Genomic DNA, 23,163 nt, shown 5'->3' on the forward strand with positions numbered 1-23,163 from the left:
GGAACTCAGGCGCTGTGCTGGGCGAGTTCGGCGTCGAGGTCGGCCAGGCGGTAGCCAGAGCTGTGGATCGTATGCAGTAGCGGCTTGTTGAACGGCTTATCGATCGCCTTGCGCAAGTTATACAGGTGGCTGCGCAACGTATCGGAATCGGGTAGCAAGTCGCCCCAGACTTCGCGCTCGATATCGCGACGGCTGACCACACGCGGCGACTCGCGCATCAGGATCATCAGCAGCTTCAAGGCAATGGGCGACAAATCCAGATCCTTGCCGGCGCGCGTGGCGCGCAGCGTGGCAGTGTCGAGCGTCAAATCGGCGACGCGCAGCACCTCGGCCGACACTTGTCGGCGATCGCGGCGAATCAGCGCCCTCAGACGGGCTTCGAGCTCGCGGATTTCGAACGGCTTGATCAGGTAGTCGTCAGCGCCAACGTCGAGGCCAGCGAGCTTGTCCTCCAGCGTGTCACGGGCGGTCAGCATCAGCACTGGCGTCGACTTCTTGGCGTCATGCCGAAGTTTGCGGCACAGCTGCAAGCCATCCATGCCCGGCAGCATCAGATCGAGCACGAGGGCGTCATAGTCGTTCGTGACGGCCAGGTGCAGGCCGGTGACGCCGTCACTGGCGTAGTCAACGTTGTAACCCCGGCGTTCCAAGAATTCGCCGACCATTTCGGCAATTCCACGGTTGTCTTCGACCAATAACACCAAGCCTGGGCCTTCTTCGCGCATTGTCATCGTGGTTGCTCCGGTGGACGTTCAATTGTGACGATTAAGCGCCAAAAACCGTGAAAGATACGTCAAATAAACATAATTGCGTGAAGACGCTCGCCTCGGCCCGGATCGTGCTTGTACTCTGGGCCGACTGCCGCTTGAATCCCGACATGGACGCCCACGAAAAACGCCGCCATCCGCGCAAGGACATTTTCACCGCCGCCCTGATCGTGCTGGCGGACGAGGGCTTTTTGACCGAAGTGTGGGATTTGTCCCAAGGCGGCGCCCGACTCGGCAAACCGCGCAAATGGGCGGGCGCGGAGCGTTCGACGGTCCGCGTGTTTTTCATGCTCGATCAAGAAACCGTCATCTCGGTTTCGGGCTTGGTGGTCCGCGTCGGCGACGACCATGTGGGCGTCCAATTTGATCCCGGCCAGGAAGCGCGGATCAATCAATTGATGTACGAGGCCCGCTTCCTGGAGGTGCAGGCCTGATGTCGACACTGACACCGGCCCATTGGCAGCCCATCCTGCTGCTGCTGGCCTCGAACGTGTTCATGACCTTTGCCTGGTATGGGCATCTGAAGTTCAAGCAGAGCGCGCTGTGGCTGGTCATTCTCGTCAGCTGGGGCATTGCGTTCTTCGAGTACCTGCTGCAGGTTCCAGCCAATCGCATGGGCCACCAAGTTTACTCCGCCGCCGAACTGAAGACGATCCAAGAAGTCCTGTCCCTGACCGTGTTCACCTTAGTTGCGGTGTACTACCTCGGCGAACCGCTGCGCTGGAACCATCTGCTCGGCTTTACGCTGATTGCTGCCGGTGCGGCACTGGTGTTTGCGAAGTTTTGAGCACAGCCAAAATCGAGCGGTCACTCCAACGCTTCGGCGGCTTCCATCCACTCGGTTTCGGCGGTGCCCAGATCCTGCTTCAAGCGACTCTGTTCGTCGGTCATCGCGCGGAGTTGGTTGGCGCGTGATGGTTCGTAGAGGCCGGCGTCTTGGAGCGCGTTGGCGATTTCATCCAGGCGGGTTTGAATCTTGGTCATGGCCTGCTCGGCTTTCTTCAAGCGATCACGTAGCGGTTTTTCGCGCGCGCGCTGATCTGCATCCGATTTGCGCTGGTCCTTGTTGGGCTTGGCTGGGGCAGGCTCGGGGGCCGCTTGAATCACGGCGACGGGCGCATTGGTTGCGTTCGCCTGCGCACGGCGGCGGCGACTCAGCCATTCGGCATACTGATCCAGATCGCCATCGAACGCTTGCACCGCGCCGTCCGCGACGCGGACGAACTGATCGCAGCAGGCCGCCATCAAGTGCCGATCGTGGGCGACGAGCACGACTGCGCCCTCGAACTCATTCAGCGCCATTTCGAGCGCCTGACGCATCTCCAGATCCAAGTGATTGGTTGGTTCGTCGAGCAGCAGCAAGTTCGGCTTTTGATAGACAATCATGGCCAGCGCGAGGCGCGCTTTCTCGCCGCCGGAAAACGGGCCGACTGGTTCAAATGCGCGGTCGCCGCGGAAATTGAAGGTGCCGAGCACATCGCGTAACGCCTGATCACCAACCCCTGGCGCCAACTCGCGGAAATGCTCAATCGGTGACTCGGCCGGGTTGAGCTGTTCGAGCTGATGCTGGGCGAAGTAGCCGAGTTTCAGCTCGGGGTGGCGGATCACTTGCCCAGCTCGCGTGGTCAGCGCGCCGGCCAGCATCTTCATCAACGTCGACTTGCCTTCGCCATTCGGGCCCAGCACGCCCAGGCGGTCGCCGGGTGCGAGATTGAGCTTGATATTGCCAATGACCGTGCGCTCGCCATAACCCGCAGCAGCCTCGTCCAGGCGGATCAATGGCGCGGGCAGTTTGTCTGGCATCCGGAATTCGAAGTCGAATTCGGCCTCGGCCAACACCGGGGCCACTTGCTCCATGCGCGCGATCATTTTGACGCGGGATTGAGCCTGCTTGGCCTTGCTGGCCTTCGCCTTGAAGCGGTCGACGAATCGTTGCAGATGCGCGATGCGCTTTTGCTGCTCGGAGAACTGCATTGATTGCAACCGCAGCCGCTCGGCCCGGGTGCGTTCGAACTGCGAGTAGTTGCCGACGTACATCGTGCCGCGCTCGGAATGCAGATGCAGTGTGTGCGTGCTGATCGCGTCGAGAAAATCGCGGTCATGTGAAATCACCAGCAAGGTGCCCGGATACGCCCGCAACCAGTCCTGGACCCACAGCACGGCATCCAAGTCCAGATGGTTGGTGGGCTCGTCAAGCAGCATCATGTCGGACCGTTGCATCAGCGTACGGGCCAGTGCGAGGCGCATCCGCCAACCACCTGAGAAGCTTGCGACCGGGCGGGTCTGCTCGTCCGGCTTGAAGCCCAGACCGTGCAGCAGTGTGCCGGCACGGGCTCTGGCGCTGTAGCCGTCAATCGCATGGAGCTGCTCATGGCAATGCGCAATCTGGTGCGCGTCATGAGTATCTTCGGCAATTGTCAGTGCCGCCTCGATGCTGCGCAGCTCGGCATCGCCATCGAGCACAAACTCGATCGCGGGTTGCGGGCTGGCATCTACATGTTGGGCGACGCTGCCCACCTTCCAATTGCGCGGCATGGAGCAATCGCCCGCATCGGCATGCAGATCGCCCAGCACCAGGGCGAACAAACTGGATTTTCCAGAGCCATTGCGCCCGACCACGGCCACTTTCTGACCGAGGTGAATTTGCGCAGACAGGCCCTGGATCAGGATGCGCCCACCGCGGCGCAGTTCGAGATCGGAAAATTGAAGCATCCGGATAGTCTAGCAGGGCAGGCGGGCCGCCGCCGACTCGGCCGTTGTGCGCGGGTGTGCAGGTTGCGACTTTTGGCCCATAACCGATCTTCACAAACTGATACTCTTGGCGGCTATGAATCTGGACCTTGCCACCGTTGTGCTGCTGTCAGCGCTGAACACGCTGATGATGAGTCTGGCTCTGTTCAGCGTGCGTCGCGCTGACAATGCGGTGTTGGACCGCGGCCTGCGGCACTGGGCTTACGGCGTCGTGCTGCAGCCGGCGGTCTGGTTGTTGATCGCACTGGAGTCACGGCTGCCGTTCTGGCTGTCGCCTTTAGCCGCTAATTTTCTGCTGGTTGTGGCAATCGCTGAGTTCTACCGCGCGTTCTGCCTGGTCACGGGGGCCAGTCGGGCGCCCCGCTGGACCCATTTTCTGGCGGCGGGTGAGCTGGCTGGGGCGATTGTGCTGACAGAGGTTTTGCATCTGGCGCCCGTCTGGCACGAACTCTGGACGACGACCATTCTGCTGATCCTGATCGCGCTCTCGGCGTGGCGCTTGTGGCGCGTGCGCACCCGGCCCTGGCTCGATTCGGATCGCCTGTGCTTTGCGGTGTTCACGATTGGCACGGCCATTCTGATGGCCCGCTGCATCATCCTCGGTCTCAGCGCATTCGGGGTACTGGACTCCGGCGCTGGCGACTTCAATTTGTCGATGTCAGTGTTCTTCCAGTCCTTGCCGATGATCGCGACGCTGGGGATCGCGCTGATGGCGAAAGACCGCCTGCAGACGGAGCTGGAACGCATTGCCGCAGTCGACCCATTGACCAGTGTCGCAAATCGGCGGTCGTTCGAGGCCGAAGCCGAACGGACCTTGCTGGCGGCCGCGCGACGGCAAACGCCGGTATCGATGCTGCTGGTCGATGCCGATCATTTCAAGCGCATCAATGATCGCTTCGGCCATGAGACGGGCGACCAGGCCTTGCTCGAAATCGTTGCGGCGCTCAAAGACAGCCTGCGCGCGAGCGATCTGTTGGGCCGGTACGGCGGTGAAGAGTTTGCAGCGCTCTTGCCGGATGCGGATCAAGCCAACGCCATGCATGTTGCCGAGCGGTTGCGGGCCGCAGTCGAGATCCGCGAATTCCGGGTGGGGGATCAAGTCATCCCGCTGCGGGTCAGTATCGGCGTGGCAACGGTGGTGCCGGAACAAGGGCAGAGCAAGTTGAGCTTGCTGCTCCGCGCGGCCGATCTCGCGCTCTATGCCGCCAAGGCGGCCGGCCGGAACCGCGTCCAGGCGGGGACGCATTAGTCGATTGAACCGAGATCCGTCTTACTGCTTGTCTGGCCCGACGGCTGGGACGTGAACGCAGTCGTTTCAGTCGGCGGCCACGGTCGCTGCGTCGGGCTCGAGCTGTCCGTGTTCAACCGCCAACATCGTGAGAAACATTCGCCAGGACGGAAACACCGTGTCGTTGCCAAGGTCGATGACGACGGCATCCGGGTGGCGTGGCGTCGCACACCACACAATCTTGCGTGGCCCCATGGGCAATTCGGGGTCGAGTGCCGTCATGAGCAGGCAATGCTGCAGGTCTTCCGGGGTCAAGTTCAACCGCCGTTCCGATTCGCCTTCATGCGCCAGATCGAAGGGCTTATCAAAGCGCCATGCCACGGGTTTGCTCGCCAGAAACTGGGCATCGACGGGTCGAACGGCGCTCAGCGCCGCGAGTCCGTACTGTCGCCAGCCGTTGTGGCGCTGATACAGCGCGGTCAGGCTTGGGGGCAACTTGACGCCGTGTTTCCGTTCAAAAGTGTTGATGTCGCTATCGCTGGCGGCGCTGCCCGGCCGGTCTGAGGTCAGCAGCAGCATCGTAAAGGTGGGCGCCGGCAACAGGTCCAGCAGTTGGTCGTCGGTGTATCCTTTCACGGCTTGAATTCGCGCGGCCACAACCTCACGATGCGCCACTTCGTAGTAGTCGCTGATCTTGCCTTGCTGGTATTGCTCTCGCAGAAACGCAAGCAATCCGGGGTAGGCGTGCGAGGACTCGAAGAAGTAGTTGATGACACGGCGGTCTTTGATCGCGGGTGTCGCCGCGAGATCAAGCAGGATCAGGTCATCGCTCTGAAATCCGCCCAGATAGACCCAGTCGCGAATCAGGTCTTTCTTGACCGGAATGAAGTCCCAGTCCTGATCCGGGTCGCTGACTTCGATGTCAACGGTATCGCCAGGAATCGTGGGGTCATCGAGCAGCATCAGATCGCCCTCGACATCTTTGACACGCTTGATTTCCTCGACCGGCAGGATCGCCACCGCCGGGTGCCCGTTGTTTTGCGCGTAAAACTCCAGCAGTGCTTCGGGCAAGGAGGTGCCGAGGCGTTCTTCCGTCGCGGCAATGGCCTCAGGGCTGGCCGGGCCGGGCACGGGTTCCGGATCGTCGATCGACAGCGCGTTGAGCAGTTGCGTCATCGTCAGATCGCTCGCTTCCGCGCGGAGGCGGCGATCTTCGCGCTCGACGCGCTCATTGATCTGATTCTGCATTTCGCTCATGCCGAGATCAGCGCCGACCGCTGCAAGGCCGCCGGCCAGGCCGGCGTATAGCCCCAGGGCGAGCACGACGGGCAGCGGCGATACCAGCAGACCGGCATAAGTGGTCGCGGTTGCGAGCCGACCAATGATCGACATGCCACGGGTATCGAGTGTCCGGACGACGTCTTCCGCCTGGTTGATGCGCGCACCAATCACCACTGGTGGGCCGGCGACACGCTCCAACGCTTCGAGTGCCAAGCGCAGTTTGCGCGCCGTGGTCAAGTCCTGGAGGATGATCTGGCGGTCGATCATGTCCTTGACGGCTTTGCGCGTTTGCCATTGCGCGCTTACGCCGAGCAGTTGCAGGCCCGCCAGAATCGCAATGCCGACGAGGCCAAAACTCAGACCGAATGCAATACCAAGCCCGGCGCCGATCAGCAGGAACACGATCCGCACGACGTACCAGCGCGGCGGCAGCATGGCCTGCACGATATGGCCGCCATCCAGCGGCAGAAACGGCAGAATGTTGAGGTAGTTGATCAACAGCAGGGTGTACGTGGTGAGTGTCAGCGGTGACTCAAACTCGAGGAGTTGCACCGGGTTGGTCAGCCCAATGTACAAAAATAGCGCCCACCCAATCAGCAGCCCGGGCAGGGGCCCCATCAACGACATCCACGCGCGATGCAGCGCATCCGGATGTGCTTCCTGGCCAATGGTGACGCCACCGACCAGCGGCAGCGCCAGCATATGGACGTTTCGATAGCCGAACGCGCGCATGGCCAGGTAATGACCCAGCTCATGGACACCAATGACCCCCATCAAGACCAGCGCAAACGGCAGGCCGAAGAAGTGCCACCCCAGGGCCACGAACAAGAGAACGCTGAGCCCGAAAATCAGCCACTGATTGCCACTGTGCGGCATGAATTGTCGGGAGCGGTGCGCCATCTGGGCGATCAGCGTCAAGCGGTTGATCGGTACCGGGTCTTTGTTCGCCGGCCATTTAGGGCGCCCCCAGAAGGCCTTCATGGCTCGCCAGGAAAAGCCAATGCGAAACCGCGTCAGCCCGTCGGGCGCAGTCTCTGCCATGCCGGCTTCCACCATGGCCTGACGCCGCTTGGTCAGCCAGTTGCCCAGCAAATGCAGGCGCTCGGCTGAATCGATGGCCACACTGTGGCCATGGGTATCGCGCCAAGCGCGGTGAGCTTTGATAGCGTCGCTGAGGCTGCTTGGCGGCAATGTCTGCGCCAGTTCGTCGCCGATGCGCGTCAGTTCAAAAAACGGATCGGCCAATTGCGAGATTACGAGTCGACCATCACCCAACCGGCTGATCAGGTAGACGAGGCAGCGGTTCGGGTTTTCCAACGTGAACAGTGGGAGCAGGAAGACCTGCGTGCCGTCTTCATGGCTGAAGACTGCCAGGCCGCGCACTTGCTCGGGTTCCTGCTCCAGCGTGAACCAATGCGGACCGGCAAAGTGAAGCGCGTCGAGCTCGGCTTGAAGCGGCGGCAACAGGTCGTCCATCGCCAGTGCCCGCGCCAAGTCGATGTTGCTGGCTCGTGCCCGTTGAACGCGGAGCGGCATCGACAGGAGCGCCCGCCACTGGAGAATCAGCACGAGAAACGCGATCGCGCCAATCAGGGTCAGCAGGTCGAACAAGGACGCATTCATCGGCTCGTATCAGTCCGCAGCAATCAGGCAGGTGGCACCATGACATTGGCCAGCCCGATGGCCGCGGACTTTGAGCCAGAGTGCCAGCCTATGCGATTGGCCGACTTCATTCAATTCTCAAGGCGTCGGGGATCTGGCAAAAGTCATGGTCGTTGTGAGCGGATGAATGGAACCGGTGTCATTGACCGCTTCAAACACGGCGATCTTGTTCTGGTGGCGGGCGACTGCTATCAATGGCGGCCGCCGCGGTCTGGCGCAGGTCGCGGCAGCCTGAACCTCTGGTGTCCCCATAGGTCGGAATCAAATTGCCATTCAACCGGACTCAGACGCGGAGGGCGTTTCGTGCATACGGTCGCAACATTTTCAATTCCCTACGTCGGGTATCTCGACGAAGATGGTCAGCTGTCGGCCGATGCGCCGGCTCTGGCAGCCGACAATGATCTCATTCTGGACTTGTATCGCCGCATGAGTTTTTTGCGCTTCTTCGATACCAAGGCCGTCGCGCTGCAACGGACGGGCAAGCTCGGAACCTACGCGTCGTGCCTGGGGCACGAGGCGGCACATGTCGCCATCGGAATGGCCATGCGCTATGAGGATGTGTTTTGCCCGATGTATCGCGAATACGGGGTCCAGTTTGTGCGTGGCGTCAAGCCGCGCGACGTGCTGATGTACTGGGGCGGCGATGAGCGCGGCAATGATTTCTCCGGCCCGAAGCACGATTTGCCCTGGTGCGTGCCGATCGCGACGCAATGCCTGCATGCCGCCGGTGCCGCGCTGGCGTTCAAATTGCGGAAGGAGCCGCGCGTCGCCGTGTCGGTAGTCGGAGACGGCGGAACGTCGAAAACCGACTTCTACGGCGCGGTGAACTCGGCTGGCGCGTATCGTCTGCCCTACGTTGGCGTTGTGGTCAACAATCAATGGGCCATTTCGGTGCCACGTTCGGCGCAAACGGGCGCGGAGACGCTGGCACAAAAAGGCATCGCCGGTGGTCTCCATTGCGTGCAAGTCGATGGCAATGATGCAATCGCGATGCTCGCTGTGATGCGCGAAGCGATCGAGCGGGCGCGCGTTGGCGGTGGCGGCACGGTCGTGGAGGCCGTGACGTACCGGTTGTCGGATCACACCACGGCCGATGATGCGCGGCGGTATCGCCCTGAGGACGAGGTCAAGAATGCCTGGGCGCGCGAGCCGCTAAAGCGGCTTCGCACCTTGCTCGAAAAGCGCGGGCTTTGGGATGCGGCGCGCGAAGAGGCGTTCAAGGCCGAAGCCAATGCCGAGGTCGATACCGAGGTGAATGCGTATCTGGAAACGCGGACGCAGCCCGTGAGCGCCATGTTTGATTTCATGTTCGCGGAACTGCCACACGATCTCGCTGCTCAGCGCGCCGAGGTCCTTCGATTGGAGGGCGGTACGCATGGCTGAGGTGACTCTGATCGAGGCGGTCACGCAGGCGTTGGCCTATGAGATGCGCCAGGACCCAAGCGTGGTGGTGTTGGGCGAGGACGTTGGCGTTAACGGCGGCGTGTTCCGCGCCACCGCGGGTCTGCACGCCAAGTTTGGCTCGGAGCGCGTGTTGGATACGCCGCTCGACGAGACAACGATCGCCGGTCTCAGTGTTGGCATGGCGTTCCAAGGCATGAAGCCGGTGGCCGAGGCGCAGTTCGACGGGTTCATTTATCCGATGATGGACCACATCGTTTGCCACGCGGCGCGCATGCGCACGCGCACGCGGGGGCGTCTCAGTTGTCCGATGGTGCTGCGTGCGCCTTGGGGCGGCGGTATTCGTGCCCCTGAGCACCACTCCGAAGCGCCCGAGGCGTTGTTTGCGCACATTCCCGGTTTGCGCGTGGTGATCCCGTCGAGTCCGGCGCGCGCCTACGGATTGCTCTTGGCATCGATTCGTGATCCGGATCCGGTGATCTTCTTCGAACCCAAACGCATCTATCGCCAGTACAAGGAAGAGGTTCCGGATGATGGCGAGGCGCTGCCGTTGGACGTGTGTTTCGTGTTGCGCGACGGTACGGATATCACGCTCGTGACCTGGGGCGCGCACGTCAAGGAAACGCTGGAAGCCGCCGACCGGCTGGCTGCCCAAGGGATCAGTGCCGAGGTCATCGACGTGGCCACGGTCAAGCCGATCGACTTCGATACGATCCAGGAGTCCGTCAAGAAAACGGGGCGCTGCGTCATCGTGCATGAGGCCGCGCGTACTGGCGGCATTGGCGCCGAGATCGCGGCGAATCTGGCTGAGAAGTCCCTGTTCGATCTGCTTGCCCCAATCGAGCGGGTCACCGGCTATGACGTGCCGATTCCGCTGTTCCGGCTAGAAATGAAGTATCTCCCGAGTGTCGATCGCATTCTTGCGGCGGCACAGCGCACCCTGGCTTATCGTTGAGGCATGGCCATGTCGATTAAATCCTTTTTCTTGCCGGACTTGGGTGAAGGGCTGCCAGACGCAGAAATCGTGTCCTGGTTCGTCAAAGTAGGCGATGTCGTCAAGCTCGATGAGCCCCTGGTGTCGATGGAGACCGCCAAAGCCGTCGTCGATGTGCCGTCGCCGTTTTCTGGCCGCGTGACCAAACTCTACGGCAAATCCGGCGATGTCATGGACACCGGTGCACCGATCTGCGACATCGAGATCGACGCCAACCTCCCGCAGCGGGCGGAAGCTCAGGATACTGGCCATCACCATGCGCCGAAGCCAAGCAAGCCTGCGCCTGCGGCTGCAGCACCAGCAGCCGCCGCAGCGCCCGCTGCGACGCAGACAGTCGAGATTCGCGAAGACGCCGGCACGGTCGTCGGTGCGATGACGGCGAGCAACGAAGTCAAGCAGGAACAAGCGTTGAGCGTTGGCGGTGTCAAGGCGGTGCCAGCGGTTCGGGCCATGGCGAAGAAGCTCAATGTAGATCTCGGTCGTGTGCGCGGTAGCGGCCCCGATGGCGCGATCAGCATGGCCGACGTCAAAGCGGCTGCAGCGAATCCGGCTTCAGCCTTTGTGCCTGCGACGCCGATTGTGTCAGCACCCGTGCCGACCGCAGCGCCGACGGTTGCGGTCAGTTCGGCACCAGGGCCGGCGACGGGATTCGATCGCGCGCCGGTATCGAGCGCGGGCAAACCGGTCCGCACCACGCCTCCTACGGTCACGGCGAAAGGCCAGCCCGAACCCTTGCGCGGCGTGCGTCGCAATATGGCGCGTATCATGGCCGAGGCGCACGCGCAGGTCGTACCCACAACGCTGTGTGACGACGCCGATATCAATGCTTGGATTGCCGGTCAGGACATCACGGTTCGCCTGATTCGCGCGATCGTATTGGCGTGCAAGGCCGAGCCGGCGCTGAATGCGTGGTTCGACATGGCGAATCAAACCCGGACGCTGCACAACCGCGTGGACGTGGGCATTGCCGTGGATACGGACGAGGGCTTGTTTGTGCCGGCATTGCGTAACGCCGACATGCTCGATGCCCGCGCGATTCGTGAGTCGGTCAATCGACTGCGTACGCAAGTCGCCGATCGCAGCATTGCGCCGAGCGAGCTCTCTGGCTACACCATTTCGCTGTCCAACTTCGGCATGTTTGCGGGTCGCTACGCGACGCCGGTGATCGTGCCGCCGTGCGTTGCGATTGTCGCGGCCGGACGCGGTCGCCACCAAGTCGTGCCCGTGATGGGCGGTATCGAAACGCACAAGATCATTCCGATTTCGCTGACGTTTGACCACAGAGCGGCGACGGGTGGCGAAGCGGCACGGTTTCTTAAGGTGCTGCTCGACGATCTGGCGCGTGCGCAATAGCGCCGTGGCTTAAGTGCAGGTCGCAGTGCTATGGAGCCTCTGAACACGTTCAGAGGCGATGCGGGCCATGGATGGCCCGCCCAGAATCAAGTACGCAAGTGCTTGATTCTGGTGCGCTGAGTCCGGACATGTGCCGGACTCAGTGCGGGTCTGTAAGTCCAGGATGGACTTATTAAGACCCTTCCTATGGGTATTGAGTATTCGGCGAGTCCGGCGTTTGCCAGGACTCGCAATATCGTGCGTGCTTGATGGTCTACTTAAAGTGATAGGACACCCGCACCGCTAATCGATCCGAGTCGACTTCGTCCACCACGTAGTGGGTCCAAGTCAGTGCCGCAGACCACTGGGGATGCCAGCGGTATCCAAGTTCCAGACCTGCTGCCAGGTCATTGTCACTCAGGTAGTCTTGATACGTGGCGTCGATGCTGGGTGAGGAGAACATCGCGCGTCGGCTCCAGCGATGCACGCCGAGCCGGCCGCCAGCGAAGAAGCCCGTTTCCTCTGGGCGATATCGGTAGGTGGCGAATAGCCCAATGCTGTCGTACTCGGTAAAGCTCCGATCGTACGTGATGCCATCGTCGCCATAGAACCAATACTCTTGATACCGCTCGCCAAGTTTGTTCTTCGACAATTCCATGCCGAAGCCGGATTGAAACTCGACGCCTGCACCATAGCCGATGCGTGGCCCATTGCCCGATTCGCCATCTGGATGGACCTGATAGCGGTCCACGTTCGAGCTTTCACCGACATCGGTGTACAGGTAAAAGTTCTCAGCCAGAGCGGGCTGAATCAGCAACAAAGTCGTGATTGGCAATGCGCACAGAAACGCGCGCGCAGGCGACATCCTGATCATTCAAGATCTCCATGATGGGGTAAGGGGGGCGAAGTGCGCGAGGCCGTGCAGCTCTTGCTCGCGCCCCTGATCAGACTGGCGCGAAATGGGATAGTTCCCAATTGGTGACAATGTGCGCGGGATCAGTTCAGCGGCCGCTTATTATGCAACCAGCCATGCCGCGCGTCCGCTCAGGTCCACCAGAATCGAATCACATGAAAATAGATCGGCGCCGCAAACACGAGCGAGTCAATACGATCGAGCACACCGCCATGGCCTTCGATCAGATGGCCCCAGTCCTTGACGCCACGGTCGCGCTTGATGGCGCTCATGACCAATCCGCCGAGAAAACCCATCAGGCAGATCACGAACGCGATCGATGCAGCCTGTAAAAGCGTGAACGGCGTCAGGCGATACAACGCGGCGCCAAGCGCAGTGGCACAGAGGATGCCGCCGATCAAGCCTTCCCAAGTCTTCGATGGCGATAGCGCAGGCGCCAACAGGTGCTTGCCGAACAACTTGCCGAAGATGTACTGCAGCACATCACTGCCTTGCACGACGATGATCAGGAACGCAATCAGCAGCAAATTGCGCGTACCGTAGTCGCGAATCTCCAAAGTGACGAGGGCCGGTACGTGCGACAGACAGAACACACAGATCATCAGGCCCCACTGGACTTTCGCGGCGCGCTCCAGGAATCGGGTCGTGTCGGCTGACAATGCCGCGAGAATCGGCAGTAGCAAGAATGCGTAGACCGGAATCAGAATCGACCAAAGCCCATACCACTCGATCCAGATCAGAAAGAACTGCACCGGCAATGCAATGAAAAAACTCACGGCGAGCGCAGCGTGGTCACCACGGCGAGTCTGGGTCAACGTAATGAACTCCCGCAGTGCGAGAAAGCTGATTAGCGCAAACAGCACGATCACGCCATCACGCTTGAACAGAAACGCCGCGCCGAGCAATCCGACCATCCACCACCAGGCGTTGATGCGCGCGACCAGATTGTCGATCACTGCGTGCGGCTGTCCCTTGGCGATCCGCCAGCGCAGCACCATGGCAATGCTCGATGCCACCGTCAGCACTGCGCAGGCCACCAAAAACACGCGCAATGTTTCGCTATGCCAATAGGATTGCCAGTTAAGCATGGTCGCGGTCCGGGTCGAGGTCGAGCAGGGCAGATTGCGCACGCGCGAGGAATGTGGCCTTGTCCTCGCCCGCAACCTTGGTGAGCGGGGCACCAAAGTGCACCGAGCAGATCAATGGCAGGGGAATCAGTTCGCCCTTCGGCATGACGCGATTCAGATTGCTGATCCAAACCGGCACCAGTTCGGCGTCCGGATGGGTCTCTTGCACGTGGAACAAGCCCGACTTGAACGGCAGCAGTTTCTGATCGCTCAAATTGCGCGTGCCTTCTGGAAACAAAATCAGCGAATCGCCCGCCGCCAACGCGGCCGCCATCTGCTGAACCGGATCTGGGCGCTGTTCGCCCGGTGCGGCTTTGGTGCGATCAATCAGCAGGGCGCGAAACACGCGACTGGCTACGTAGCGTTTCAGAGCGGAGCTGTTCCAGTAGTCGGCACCGGCGACCGGGCGCGTGCGATACCGTTCGTGGGCGGTTAAGCAGGACCAAAGCAGCACGAAGTCGCCATGACTATTGTGATTGCCAAAGTACACCCGACCGGGGCGCGCCGGCAGCGGCTGTCGCCACCAGGCGTGCACGCCCGTCAAGGTGCGTGCAAAGCTCACAATGGCCTGGGCAAACAGGCGTTCAAACATGGGGCGCGCTCGGCATCAGGACGTTGCTTGCAAGCATCAGCGCGAGCGTGAGCGAGGTCAATAGCGCTTGTTGACGAAGCAGGCGCCAACCGCCGCGCACGCGATCCGTCATGCTGCGATCGGCGCTGACCTGTTTGTGGCGCCCCATCTCGGACAAGACGTCATCCAGGTTCGACGGCGACAGTGCGGACAATGCGAAAGCATGGAACAGGTGGGCGTCGAGCGCCATCCGCCAGGCTAGCAGCAGTTGCCAGAGCAGCAGCACTGCGGCCGCTGTACTGACCCAGATCGATTGGTCGGTGATGCAGAGTGAGTGCCCAAGCAGTGTTACCCCCTGCAGGACGGCGCTGAACCAGGCTGGCCCTTTCGCCGCGGCAAGCATGGCGGCCATCACCGACGCGCTTGCGCCATCGAGCGCGGCCTGTTCGTCGGGGTTCATGGTGCCGGCAACGCCCGTAAGGCAGCTAGTTGCTCGGCGCCCAGCACCAGTTCGGGGCGTTTGGCACGGAGTTCTGCGAACGCTTGTTCAAACGAGCCGACCCGTCCGCTGGTCCGGAGCCAGGCCAGCACTGCGGCGCTGCTTCGCGAATAACCCAACGCACAGCAGACGAGGACCCGACCGCGCTCCGAGAGCGCCAGGTCGATTTCGGCACTGACCGACTGCAAGGTGTGCATGGATAGTGGCAACAAGTCCAATGCGGGTAAGGCCCGTGCCGCAGCGCCGGCCTGTGGCAACTCAGCCGTCAAGTCGATGATCTGTTCGAACTGGCCTCGCGTTGTCGCATCTGGCCAGCGACCCACCCACAGGCGGTCAGTCACGGGGACGGCGGCCGCGCCACCCAGCGTCCAGAGACGGCTGTTGATAAAGGCACCCAATCGGTGCGGTGCGAGCAACCAAGTTGCGGCGAGACTGACTCGACCATCTCCTGATTTCTGAAACACACCGACGCCGAATCCGGCGTAGGCGAGGGCAACCAGCAGCAGTGCCAGGGCTGGCCAGATCAGGATCAGCGCGTGTCGAGGCCAGAGCAACGCCCCGCAGAGACACGCCGCTGCGCCCGTGGCGTAAGCGGCCGCGAACCAACCGGCACGTCCGCCCTGCCAACCCTGCCATTGCGGACGCGGCGTGTTGAGGTCCAACGGCCAGAGCCACAGGCAGATCAGGCCAAGCATCGCGCCTGTTGGCACATCAATCGCGTGATGCTGGTAGGTCGTGAGCACCGACCCGGCGATGAGCAATGCCCACGCGTGCAACACGGGCTTGGCCCAGGGTGGCAGCAGGCGTCTGTAGAAGTCCCAGAGAATCATCAACAGCGCGATGTGCAATGACGGCCACTGGTTGTAGGGCTTGTCGAAACTGCCGAGGGCCTCGAACATGAAGCCGGCCAAGCCATCGGTTTCGGGTTTCGCAAAGGTCGCTTTCATTGGGAACAACAGAAAGCACGTAACGGCAATGACTTGTGCGGTGAGCAATCTTCGTGCGTGTCGCCCGAGTTCGAATTCGCTGCGGGCCAAGAAGAGCGAGAGCCCGTAAAACAGGTTGATCGACCAATACGGGATGATGGTCCACGCGAGGAACGGCACGTGCCGCTCCCATGCCATGACAAAGCTCAGTATTGGCTCACGCAGACTCGCAACGTAATTGCTGAGGCCGTAAGTCACATAGAAGAACGGCCCGAGAAACGCCAGCCACTTTGCTCCGAGGCGCCAGTGTCTCATTGCTTGAAAGCCAGGCTGACGGTGAAGATGCCAAACGAATCGATGCGCTGCTCAACCTTTTCGAACCCGGCTGCCGCAACCAACTGATCCATTTCCGCCTGCGAGCGCCTGCGCATGACCCACGCCTGACCTTGCCGGTGGCTGGTCAACGCGCGCGCAATCAGTTCCAACTGCGGGTGCCAGGGTTGGCAGGTATAGATCAGATAGCTGCCGCGCGGCATCACATCGGCGAGGCCAGCCAAGGATTGCGCGACCGCGTGGTTGTCCGGAAACAACTCGTAGAGACCGCTGACTATCGCGAGGGTAGGCGCTGGCACCAGCGCCGCGAGGTTTTCGCGATCGAACGCATCGCCCAGGGCAAAATGGGCACGGCTACCGAGGCCAGCCGCATTGATCAGAGCTTGGCCGTCGCGAACATTGCGCTCACTGTAATCGCGGAGCAGCATGTGATCCGGCTTGCTGGTGAGCCGCTTGACCGCATCGACGACGTAACGACCGTGACCGGCGGCAATATCCACCAGGCGCACCGGCTGGCGTTGTTGATGCAGCCGATTGACCGCCTGGTGCAGCAGTTCCTCCAGATGCAGCTTGCGTATGCGGATCCCGCGCCAGCCAATGGCATTGAGGTACACCCGATCAATCAGGGTACCCAATATTGGCCAGCCACGCGCTTGATTCTGGTAGATGTAGTCGAGGGTGCTGCCAGAATCAAACCCAGTCTCCTGGCCCAAAGCCAGACCCTTGCTGACCCACGCGCCGACGCGAAGCCCAAGGCGCGTGACCGACCAGTACCAGGCCCGCGGTGACCAGGCAGGCAACGGCTTGGCCAACGCCTGCGCTTCATCGAACGTTGGGCCGAGTCGATCGGCATTGCAAACATCCAACGGCGGCGTCGGCTGTTCGAACAGTCCCTTGATAAACGTCCGCATTTTGGACATGACCGGGGCGCGGTCACGTTCACCTAGTGTGTCGTGATACAGGCCTTTGAACACGTGACATTCTTTGCGCGGGTTTGCGAGTCCGGCAAAAAACCGATGCTGTGGTTCGGCGCGAACGACCCAATCGGCACCTGAGATCAGCAACTGGGTCGGAAGCAGAATCGCACTCGAATCGGCTACCACGCGATCAGCGGCTTCGTACAATCCGAGCAGAATCCGGACTGAAATGGGCCGCGTGATCAGCGGATCTTGCTCGTATGATTGAATGCGCACCGCATCGTGCGTCAGGAATCGCGCCTTGACGTAGGAGTTCACAAAGAAGTTACCGAACCACTGGTGCAGCAACGCGAGGCCAGGGCGGGCGAACGGCACGTACAGTTTTACGGAGAACGCCGGCGACGCGAGCACGAGGCCGCGAATCTTTGGCGCGTAGTCGTGCGCCCAGGCGCTTGCCACGACGGCGCCGACGCTCTGGGCGACGACCACGATGTCGGCCCGCGCGATTCCATGATGCTGCTGAATGTGCGTGACGAATGTCTCCAGATCACGCACTAGCGTCGCGAAATCGGGGGCATCGCCGCGCACGCCAGGCGATTGGCCGAGGCCGCGGGCATCGTAGGCGAAGTAAGCGAGGTCTGGCAGCCCCAGTTCGTCGGCGACATGCAGCATCCGACCGGAGTGTTCATGCCCCCGGTGCAGCAAGACAACGGCACCGCGTGGAGCGGTTGGCACTCGGTATTGATAGAACAGATCCAGGCCGTCGTGAACGCGGAAACGCGCGGTTTGCACGCTTCCCGCATCGGTTGCGGCATCGGTCTGGACAGCTTCGGACATAGCAGTGGATTCGGTCGGATTAAGGGTCATGGTTTGGTCCATACATCAATTCGGCGGTGCGCACGTTCCAAGTGTGGATACGAAATTCGGCGTGGCGACCCGCCAGCGACGCCATGTTCATGTCAGCGTTTGTGCCTGATCATTGAGACCAGCGCGAATCCGACGGCACACCGTCCAGCCAAGCGACACAACCAGTAGCACTTGGAGCCACCCGAGCCACGCCGGCAGGGTCGGCCAGATCGCCACGGCGAGACCGAGCGCCCCAAATACGAAGGCGCGATCGCTCTTGCCCATTGGGCCTTGGTATTGGCGCGTCCGTCCGATGACTTGACCGAGCACGCCGGTCATTTCGGTCATTGCGGCGAGCACGATGATCGTGCCGATCCAAAACCCGCTGAATGGCGCGATAAGCGCAAACGGCAGGTACATCGCGCTGTCTGAGATCACGTCAGTCAGCTCATTCAGATACGCGCCAAGCCGCGATTGCTGGCCGAACTCACGGGCCAGAATGCCGTCGATGGCATTCAACGCCATCCGAAGAAAGAACCAGATCGGAATCGCCAGAAAGCAGATGCGCGGGCTTGTGACCCAAAACAAGCCTAGGCCAATCGCCACCGACACCAGCGCCGCGAATACGGTGACTTGGTTTGCGGTCACGCCAAGTCGATACAACAGGCGGACGAGCGGACGGAGCAGATTCTGAAACTTCGGCTTGAGGGCGTAAATGGACATGGTGGACTCTGGATTGGCGTGAGGGTGGGCTGCGAACTGGCGGCGCGAATCCTGACGAACCGTGGCGGTCGCAACGCCCTCGTTGGGAGTAAACGGAATTTGGCGCCAAAGCGGACAATGACCATCCGAAACGACCCGGAGTGATCGGTTCGTACGGTTACCAGGATCGAGGGCGGCTACAGGGCGCCGATGGCTTGCAGTGCCTCGATGCGCGTGCGCTCTTCGGGAGTGAACTGCTGAGCGAGCCAGGCGGCAAGCTGCTGTTGCCGAGTATCGGCGCTTAGTCCCGTGAGGCTCATGATCCGGGCGTGCTCGGCCTTGTACGCCGCCACGCGCTGATCCCACAGCGCACGCTGCTGATCGAGCGTCGCGAGGCGATCGGCGGCGTCGCGACCGACCAGGGCCTCACGCTCGGCGTGCCGGGTGGCGGCGTCGGCACCGCGGGCGTCCAGCTCGCGCGTTTGTTCTTCCGCGACCACTCCGAGCGTGGCTTGATGGATCGATTCGCGAACCGTCGGTGGCAATTGTGCTTCGAGTGCCTGCAGCGCTTGATCGCGCTCGCTTTCGCTGAGCGCTGCATTGTTCAGGATGTCGAGCCGATCGAGGGTATACCCCAGATACTGCTCTTCCTCAGCGAAAAAGGCGGCGGCCATCTCCGAGCCGAGCAGCTTGGTGCGGAGTGCTTTCAAGGCAGCAAGGCGTTGGCGTTGGTCAAGCGCGTTGAGTTCGGCGCTTGCCGAGGCTAGACCGAGTTCGACATACCGGTCGAACAAGCTCAGCGTTTCGGCAACGGCCGCATCGCCGTAACGCTCGCGGACGTAAGCCTGCAGCCAGTTGCGAATGGCTGGCACATCCATCTCGCCGAGCCCAGTCAGGAAATAGTCAAATAGACGGCGCAGTTCCAGATTGGGCAGCACGCGACCGTTGGCAATTGTCAGGCTGCCATCGACCTCGGACCCGCGCAGCGATGGTGGTGCCAGATCGGCTGCAGTTACGCCGGGCGTGCTGGTTGCCGCGAGCGTCGAAGCTGCTGGCGCTGTCTGTAGATCCGGGCTGGTCGAAGTTGCCGTCGTTTCATCGGTAGGGGCTGGTACGGCCACTGCGGAGGGAGCTGGCGGCAGCATCACATCGGCTGCGCCATGGATGAGCCGCCAGACGATCGACGCGATAACCATCGCGACAAACATGAGAATGGCGTACAAAAGAATCCGGCCCGGTCGTAACCGGGCCGGGGCCTTCTGGGATGCTGCGTGGTTCAGTTCAGAGTCCGGCATTCTTCAGGCGATTGGCATGGGCGCGAGTGACCGACACTGGGTTCGACGCAAACAAGCCGCGCAGTCCGAGAATCTGGTTCACTTCGTCAAGGTGGTTCCAGCCGTAATCATCGCGCAAGACCACACCCAGATGCGAGGAACATTGGCCGACCAGGCCATCGTTCTGCTCGAAACCGAAGAACAGGGCGCCGGTACCCATCAGTGCGTCGCTGGCGTCCAGAATATTCGTCAGAACGGAGGTGCCGCCCCAGCTGTAGTACTTGATGCCGTTGACTGTCGCGGCGCCTTGACCGCAACTCGTGGTCGGCATGCCCTGCGGGAAGCGGGCGTTGAACGTCGCCGAGCCTGCGCTCGACAGCGAGGCGAGGGCACCCAGTGCGTATTGTGGATCGTTATCGCCAGAGAGCACTTCAATCAGCGTTGAGAGCGCATCGACGAATCCCGCAACCAGCGGACGGAGCGGCGAGCCGGCTGGGAGCGTGGTCGCAAGTGCATCGGCGACCTTGCTGCCCTTATGCGGGCTGCCGACCGACGTGATGGATGACACGAGGTCCGGGCGCACAGCGGCGACATACCGGATCGTCGGGCCGCCATGACTGTGGCCGATCAGATTGAACTTGGTGTAGCCATACACCGCGCGCAAGGTATCGAGCTCCCGAATCAACTGCTCGCCACGAACCTCGGAATAGTTGCTGGACGACACGTTTGCGACATGGACTTTGGCGCCGCCAGAGCGAAGGTCCGAAGGCATGCCATACCAGTAATCGTAGAACCCGAGCAGCGAGTCGAAACCCAAAAGCCCGTGCACCAGCACGATCGGGTAGCGCGTCTTCGTGTAGTTCGTTTGCGCCTGTGCTTCGGGCAGCAGCGAAAAACAGGCGAGCAGCAGTGCAAATAGCTTCAGCAGCAGTCGGTTGGTCATGGTCTCCTCCCAGAGATTGGCGTGGTCCGGCTAATGTTTTTTGGTGCCGGTGATCGGAACTTAACCAAGTTTTGCACCAAAATCAAACGTATGTTTCAAGCAAATGTTTTGCGCTGCATCAAAGACTTGCCGATTTCCGACGGAAGCGCTTGTTAACAGGCCCGGAGGCGGATTGTTGGACCGCACCATGGGCCCGGCCGACGCAATTTCGCCGCCCCCCTTGAACCAACCGCCGACACCGCATATGATGCGCGCCCCCGTCGACCCGGGGTCATTTCTGGAGAGGTGGCAGAGTGGTCGAATGCGCCGGATTCGAAATCCGGTTTACGGCTCCGCCGTAACGTGGGTTCGAATCCCACCCTCTCCGCCAGATAACAAAAAAGCCCCCTCGCGGGGCTTTTTTGTTATCTGGCGGAGAGGAAAGGCGTGAGAACCCGGGGCCGCCGAAAAGGCTTCACTGAACACAACCGACGATCCGGCCCCCAGGGTTCGACAAAAATTGTCTGGAACAATTTTTGGACGGCGACACGTCTGCAGCAGTCGCCCGCCGTAGGCCGTATCAGGCAAAACCGTCCATCGAGGCTCGGCCTACTGATCGAGCCCCGGCTTGATCTGGCTGGCCAGCGCGGCGTTGCCGTTCGCAGCCGTAGCGCTTGCTACGGCCCGCTCACGGCGCCTTGCGCTGACCACCCATCTCGGCGCCGGCATCTCGATCGCGAGCGACTGCTGCAGACTCGGCCCGCGCGCAGCGCGGGTGAAGCACAGGATGTGCTTCACATATCCCACCCTCTCCGCCAGATAACAAAAAAGCCCCCTCGCGGGGCTTTTTTGTTATCTGGCGGAGAGGAAAGGCGTGAGAACCCGGGGCCGCCGAAAAGGCTTCACTGAACACAACCGACGATCCGGCCCCCAGGGTTCGACAAAATTGTCTGGAACAATTTTTGGACGGCGACACGTCTGCAGCAGTCGCCCGCCGTAGGCCGTATCAGGCAAAACCGTGCATCGAGGCTCGGCCTACTGATCGAGCCCCGGCTTGATCTGGCTGGCCAGCGCGGCGTTGCCGTTCGCAGCCGTAGCGCTTGCTACGGCCCGCTCACGGCGCCTTGCGCTGACCACCCATCTCGGCGCCGGCATCTCGATCGCGAGCGACCGCTGCAGACTCGGCCCGCGCGCAGCGAGGGGGGTTACGGCCGGTTGATAGCGAAGATCAAACCCACCCCGGATCAAGTCCGGGGTGACGAGAGGAGGATTGGGTGTCTTTCGGTAGACGCACTCTTCGGCGACTTGAAGTTGCGATCGGGCCCAGACACACGCTCCTGCGATTCGTCGCCCCGGACTTGATCCGGGGCGGGGTTCGAGATTGCGAAAGGATGACCTGACGGCTGAGCCTCGTGGTGGTGGTCTGGCCCAGACACACGCTCCTGCGATTCGTCGCCCCGGACTTGATCCGGGGCGGGGTTCGAGATCGCGACAGGATGACCTGACGGCTGAGCCTCGTAGTCGTGGTCTGGCCCAGACACACGCTCCTGCGATTCGTCGCTCAGGACTTAATCCGGTGCCCAGAACAATCTCGCCCCCGTCTGGCAAGTCAAGATCGAGACAACCAGACTTGATCACATGTCCGCACTTCGCTGGACTGACGCCAACTGCCCCAAATTAGTCGCTCCACCCAATCCTGAACCTTTACAATCCGCAATGACTTGATTCCCAGCGTATCGACCCTATACTTGAATCATCTAGCAATTCCAGTTCAACCGGGGGCGATCGGCTTCGACGGGGGATTCGAAATCGCTGGGTGCATGCCGAGGGGGTAGCTTTCCTCGTTAATCCAGCTGCAAAACTTTAGTTGCCAACGACGACAACTACGCACTGGCCGCTTAAGGCCTAGCCCCGACCGAGCTTGTACCGGTGCTCGCGAAGGAAGGGTCATGATCACCGGATAAGCGCTGCCTGTGCCTGGGTGGTAGCGACGAAAATCAACAGGCTGGTTCACGGGTAAGCGCGCGTTTCGGCATCCTGCGAACGAGACCAAAGAAGCGATAAGCATGTAGTACCTGGGACGTAGGTTCTTCGGACGCGGGTTCAATTCCCGCCGCCTCCACCAAAAAGAAAAGGCCACCCAACAGGGTGGCCTTTGCTTTTTGGTGAAGATGGGGAGGAACTGGCCCGCAATCGGGTTCACAAATTTGTCAGGAACAAATTTGGACAGCGAAGCTGGCCCGCGCGCAGCGCGGGTGGGGCCCATGGATGGGCCGAACATATTCCCGCTGCGGGAGGACTGGCCCGCAATCGGGTTCACAAATTTGTCAGGAACAAATTTGGACAGCGAAGCTGGCCCGCGCGCAGCGCGGGTGAGGCCCATGGATGGGCCGAACATATTCCCGCTGCGGGAGGAACTGGCCCGCAATCGGGTTCACAAATTTGTCAGGAACAAATTTGGACAGCGGAGCTGGCCCGCGAGTCAGCGCGGGGGAGGGAGCCGCTCCCTCTCCCACGCGAGTGGGAGAGGGCTGGGGAGAGGGCTACTTGCCACACTGGAACGTCGAGAAAATCTCGCATCGCCGCTGACAGTCTGATGCGCGAATCAGCGCACCTTCGGTGCGGCTGGACTCTCATAAAACATCACCCGAGGCATTGTTTTTATCGCCATTCCAACGAAAGCTGGAATCCAAAATTTGAGGCGACCAGTGTGCGAC

Annotated in this window: 19 protein-coding genes, 1 tRNA gene and 1 other RNA gene; 8 read left to right on the plus strand and 13 right to left on the minus strand. The window is 61.3% G+C overall.

Features of this window, described 5'->3' with window-relative positions; genetic code table 11:
• Positions 1 to 5: 5 nt before the first annotated feature.
• Positions 6 to 731, minus strand: coding sequence for a response regulator transcription factor (locus C7S18_RS07085; RefSeq protein WP_106890898.1), 726 nt, complete (start codon positions 729 to 731; stop codon positions 6 to 8).
• An 80-nt stretch (positions 732 to 811) separates the two neighbouring features.
• On the opposite strand from C7S18_RS07085, the gene C7S18_RS07090 reads away from it, so the two are divergent.
• Positions 812 to 1,201, plus strand: a complete 390-nt coding sequence (locus tag C7S18_RS07090; protein ID WP_146151805.1) for a PilZ domain-containing protein — start codon at positions 812 to 814, stop codon at positions 1,199 to 1,201.
• A complete protein-coding gene (locus C7S18_RS07095) occupies positions 1,201 to 1,554 on the plus strand; it encodes a DMT family protein (RefSeq protein WP_106890900.1) in 354 nt (117 codons plus the stop codon). Before C7S18_RS07090 ends, C7S18_RS07095 begins: the two co-directional genes overlap by 1 nt.
• Before the next feature lie 20 nt (positions 1,555 to 1,574).
• On the opposite strand, the gene C7S18_RS07100 is transcribed toward C7S18_RS07095, so the two are convergent.
• On the minus strand, positions 1,575 to 3,479 hold the full coding sequence (locus C7S18_RS07100) for an ATP-binding cassette domain-containing protein (protein ID WP_106890901.1): 1,905 nt from the start codon (positions 3,477 to 3,479) through the stop codon (positions 1,575 to 1,577).
• Positions 3,480 to 3,594: 115 nt separating this feature from the next.
• Here C7S18_RS07100 and C7S18_RS07105 point away from each other — a divergent pair, with 115 nt between their 5' ends.
• The gene (locus tag C7S18_RS07105; protein WP_106890902.1) at positions 3,595 to 4,767 is read left to right on the plus strand and encodes a GGDEF domain-containing protein; all 1,173 of its coding nucleotides are present in this window, start codon (positions 3,595 to 3,597) and stop codon (positions 4,765 to 4,767) included.
• Between the two features lie 66 nt (positions 4,768 to 4,833).
• Here the strand turns inward: C7S18_RS07105 and C7S18_RS07110 are convergent, their stop codons facing one another.
• A complete protein-coding gene (locus tag C7S18_RS07110; protein WP_106890903.1) occupies positions 4,834 to 7,650 on the minus strand; it encodes an SMI1/KNR4 family protein in 2,817 nt (938 codons plus the stop codon).
• Positions 7,651 to 7,992: 342 nt separating this feature from the next.
• On the opposite strand from C7S18_RS07110, the gene pdhA reads away from it, so the two are divergent.
• The 3 genes from pdhA to C7S18_RS07125 are packed head-to-tail and all read left to right on the plus strand — an operon-like array spanning position 7,993 to position 11,437.
• Positions 7,993 to 9,072 (plus strand): pyruvate dehydrogenase (acetyl-transferring) E1 component subunit alpha, encoded by a 1,080-nt coding sequence (gene pdhA / locus C7S18_RS07115; protein WP_106890904.1) that lies wholly within the window; start codon positions 7,993 to 7,995, stop codon positions 9,070 to 9,072.
• A complete protein-coding gene (locus C7S18_RS07120; RefSeq protein ID WP_106890905.1) occupies positions 9,065 to 10,045 on the plus strand; it encodes an alpha-ketoacid dehydrogenase subunit beta in 981 nt (326 codons plus the stop codon). Before pdhA ends, C7S18_RS07120 begins: the two co-directional genes overlap by 8 nt.
• A gap of 9 nt (positions 10,046 to 10,054) precedes the next feature.
• Positions 10,055 to 11,437, plus strand: coding sequence for a dihydrolipoamide acetyltransferase family protein (locus C7S18_RS07125; RefSeq protein ID WP_106893951.1), 1,383 nt, complete (start codon positions 10,055 to 10,057; stop codon positions 11,435 to 11,437).
• Between the two features lie 253 nt (positions 11,438 to 11,690).
• Here C7S18_RS07125 and C7S18_RS07130 read toward each other — a convergent pair whose 3' ends face one another.
• From C7S18_RS07130 to C7S18_RS07170, 9 genes are all read right to left on the minus strand, one after another.
• Positions 11,691 to 12,290, minus strand: coding sequence for an outer membrane beta-barrel protein (locus tag C7S18_RS07130; RefSeq protein ID WP_106890906.1), 600 nt, complete (start codon positions 12,288 to 12,290; stop codon positions 11,691 to 11,693).
• Positions 12,291 to 12,460: 170 nt separating this feature from the next.
• Entirely contained in the window at positions 12,461 to 13,417 is a 957-nt protein-coding gene (locus C7S18_RS07135) for a phosphatidate cytidylyltransferase (protein ID WP_106890907.1), read from the minus strand.
• Positions 13,410 to 14,048 (minus strand): lysophospholipid acyltransferase family protein, encoded by a 639-nt coding sequence (locus C7S18_RS07140; RefSeq protein WP_106890908.1) that lies wholly within the window; start codon positions 14,046 to 14,048, stop codon positions 13,410 to 13,412. Before C7S18_RS07140 ends, C7S18_RS07135 begins: the two co-directional genes overlap by 8 nt.
• Positions 14,041 to 14,487, minus strand: a complete 447-nt coding sequence (locus tag C7S18_RS07145; protein WP_106890909.1) for a hypothetical protein — start codon at positions 14,485 to 14,487, stop codon at positions 14,041 to 14,043. The genes C7S18_RS07140 and C7S18_RS07145 overlap by 8 nt, the downstream gene beginning before the upstream one ends.
• Entirely contained in the window at positions 14,484 to 15,767 is a 1,284-nt protein-coding gene (locus C7S18_RS07150) for a phosphatase PAP2/dual specificity phosphatase family protein (RefSeq protein WP_106890910.1), read from the minus strand. Before C7S18_RS07150 ends, C7S18_RS07145 begins: the two co-directional genes overlap by 4 nt.
• A complete protein-coding gene (locus C7S18_RS07155) occupies positions 15,764 to 17,539 on the minus strand; it encodes a bifunctional alpha/beta hydrolase/class I SAM-dependent methyltransferase (protein WP_106890911.1) in 1,776 nt (591 codons plus the stop codon). The genes C7S18_RS07150 and C7S18_RS07155 overlap by 4 nt, the downstream gene beginning before the upstream one ends.
• A 117-nt stretch (positions 17,540 to 17,656) precedes the next feature.
• Positions 17,657 to 18,271 (minus strand): CDP-alcohol phosphatidyltransferase family protein, encoded by a 615-nt coding sequence (locus tag C7S18_RS07160; protein WP_106890912.1) that lies wholly within the window; start codon positions 18,269 to 18,271, stop codon positions 17,657 to 17,659.
• A 176-nt stretch (positions 18,272 to 18,447) separates the two neighbouring features.
• On the minus strand, positions 18,448 to 19,473 hold the full coding sequence (locus C7S18_RS07165; protein ID WP_170113157.1) for a lipase secretion chaperone: 1,026 nt from the start codon (positions 19,471 to 19,473) through the stop codon (positions 18,448 to 18,450).
• 58 nt (positions 19,474 to 19,531) lie between these two features.
• The gene (locus C7S18_RS07170) at positions 19,532 to 20,467 is read right to left on the minus strand and encodes a lipase family alpha/beta hydrolase (RefSeq protein ID WP_106890914.1); all 936 of its coding nucleotides are present in this window, start codon (positions 20,465 to 20,467) and stop codon (positions 19,532 to 19,534) included.
• 279 nt (positions 20,468 to 20,746) lie between these two features.
• Here C7S18_RS07170 and C7S18_RS07175 point away from each other — a divergent pair.
• Positions 20,747 to 20,837 (plus strand) — tRNA-Ser (locus tag C7S18_RS07175).
• Positions 20,838 to 21,055: 218 nt separating this feature from the next.
• Here C7S18_RS07175 and C7S18_RS07180 read toward each other — a convergent pair.
• Complete coding sequence (locus tag C7S18_RS07180; protein WP_106890915.1) at positions 21,056 to 21,244, minus strand: hypothetical protein; 189 nt, start codon at positions 21,242 to 21,244, stop codon at positions 21,056 to 21,058.
• Positions 21,245 to 22,223: 979 nt separating this feature from the next.
• Here C7S18_RS07180 and ssrA point away from each other — a divergent pair.
• Positions 22,224 to 22,571, plus strand: a transfer-messenger RNA (tmRNA) gene (gene ssrA, locus C7S18_RS07190).
• Positions 22,572 to 23,163 lie beyond the last annotated feature (592 nt).

Origin of the sequence: Ahniella affigens, from assembly GCF_003015185.1 — a bacterium.
GTDB classification, from domain to species: domain Bacteria; phylum Pseudomonadota; class Gammaproteobacteria; order Xanthomonadales; family Ahniellaceae; genus Ahniella; species Ahniella affigens.

Bases quoted from the DNA above. Each gene is read 5' to 3' on its own strand.
- C7S18_RS07110 (WP_106890903.1), bottom strand. From the start codon at position 7,650: ATGAATGCGTCCTTGTTCGACCTGCTGACCCTGATTGGCGCGATCGCG.
- C7S18_RS07085 (WP_106890898.1), bottom strand. From the start codon at position 731: ATGACAATGCGCGAAGAAGGCCCAGGCTTGGTGTTATTGGTCGAAGAC.
- C7S18_RS07145 (WP_106890909.1), bottom strand. From the start codon at position 14,487: ATGAACCCCGACGAACAGGCCGCGCTCGATGGCGCAAGCGCGTCGGTG.
- C7S18_RS07140 (WP_106890908.1), bottom strand. From the start codon at position 14,048: ATGTTTGAACGCCTGTTTGCCCAGGCCATTGTGAGCTTTGCACGCACC.
- C7S18_RS07100 (WP_106890901.1), bottom strand. From the start codon at position 3,479: ATGCTTCAATTTTCCGATCTCGAACTGCGCCGCGGTGGGCGCATCCTG.
- C7S18_RS07120 (WP_106890905.1), top strand. From the start codon at position 9,065: ATGGCTGAGGTGACTCTGATCGAGGCGGTCACGCAGGCGTTGGCCTAT.
- C7S18_RS07105 (WP_106890902.1), top strand. From the start codon at position 3,595: ATGAATCTGGACCTTGCCACCGTTGTGCTGCTGTCAGCGCTGAACACG.
- C7S18_RS07170 (WP_106890914.1), bottom strand. From the start codon at position 20,467: ATGACCAACCGACTGCTGCTGAAGCTATTTGCACTGCTGCTCGCCTGT.
- C7S18_RS07095 (WP_106890900.1), top strand. From the start codon at position 1,201: ATGTCGACACTGACACCGGCCCATTGGCAGCCCATCCTGCTGCTGCTG.
- C7S18_RS07135 (WP_106890907.1), bottom strand. From the start codon at position 13,417: ATGCTTAACTGGCAATCCTATTGGCATAGCGAAACATTGCGCGTGTTT.
- C7S18_RS07160 (WP_106890912.1), bottom strand. From the start codon at position 18,271: ATGTCCATTTACGCCCTCAAGCCGAAGTTTCAGAATCTGCTCCGTCCG.
- C7S18_RS07150 (WP_106890910.1), bottom strand. From the start codon at position 15,767: ATGAGACACTGGCGCCTCGGAGCAAAGTGGCTGGCGTTTCTCGGGCCG.
- C7S18_RS07155 (WP_106890911.1), bottom strand. From the start codon at position 17,539: ATGTCCGAAGCTGTCCAGACCGATGCCGCAACCGATGCGGGAAGCGTG.
- C7S18_RS07125 (WP_106893951.1), top strand. From the start codon at position 10,055: ATGTCGATTAAATCCTTTTTCTTGCCGGACTTGGGTGAAGGGCTGCCA.
- C7S18_RS07130 (WP_106890906.1), bottom strand. From the start codon at position 12,290: ATGATCAGGATGTCGCCTGCGCGCGCGTTTCTGTGCGCATTGCCAATC.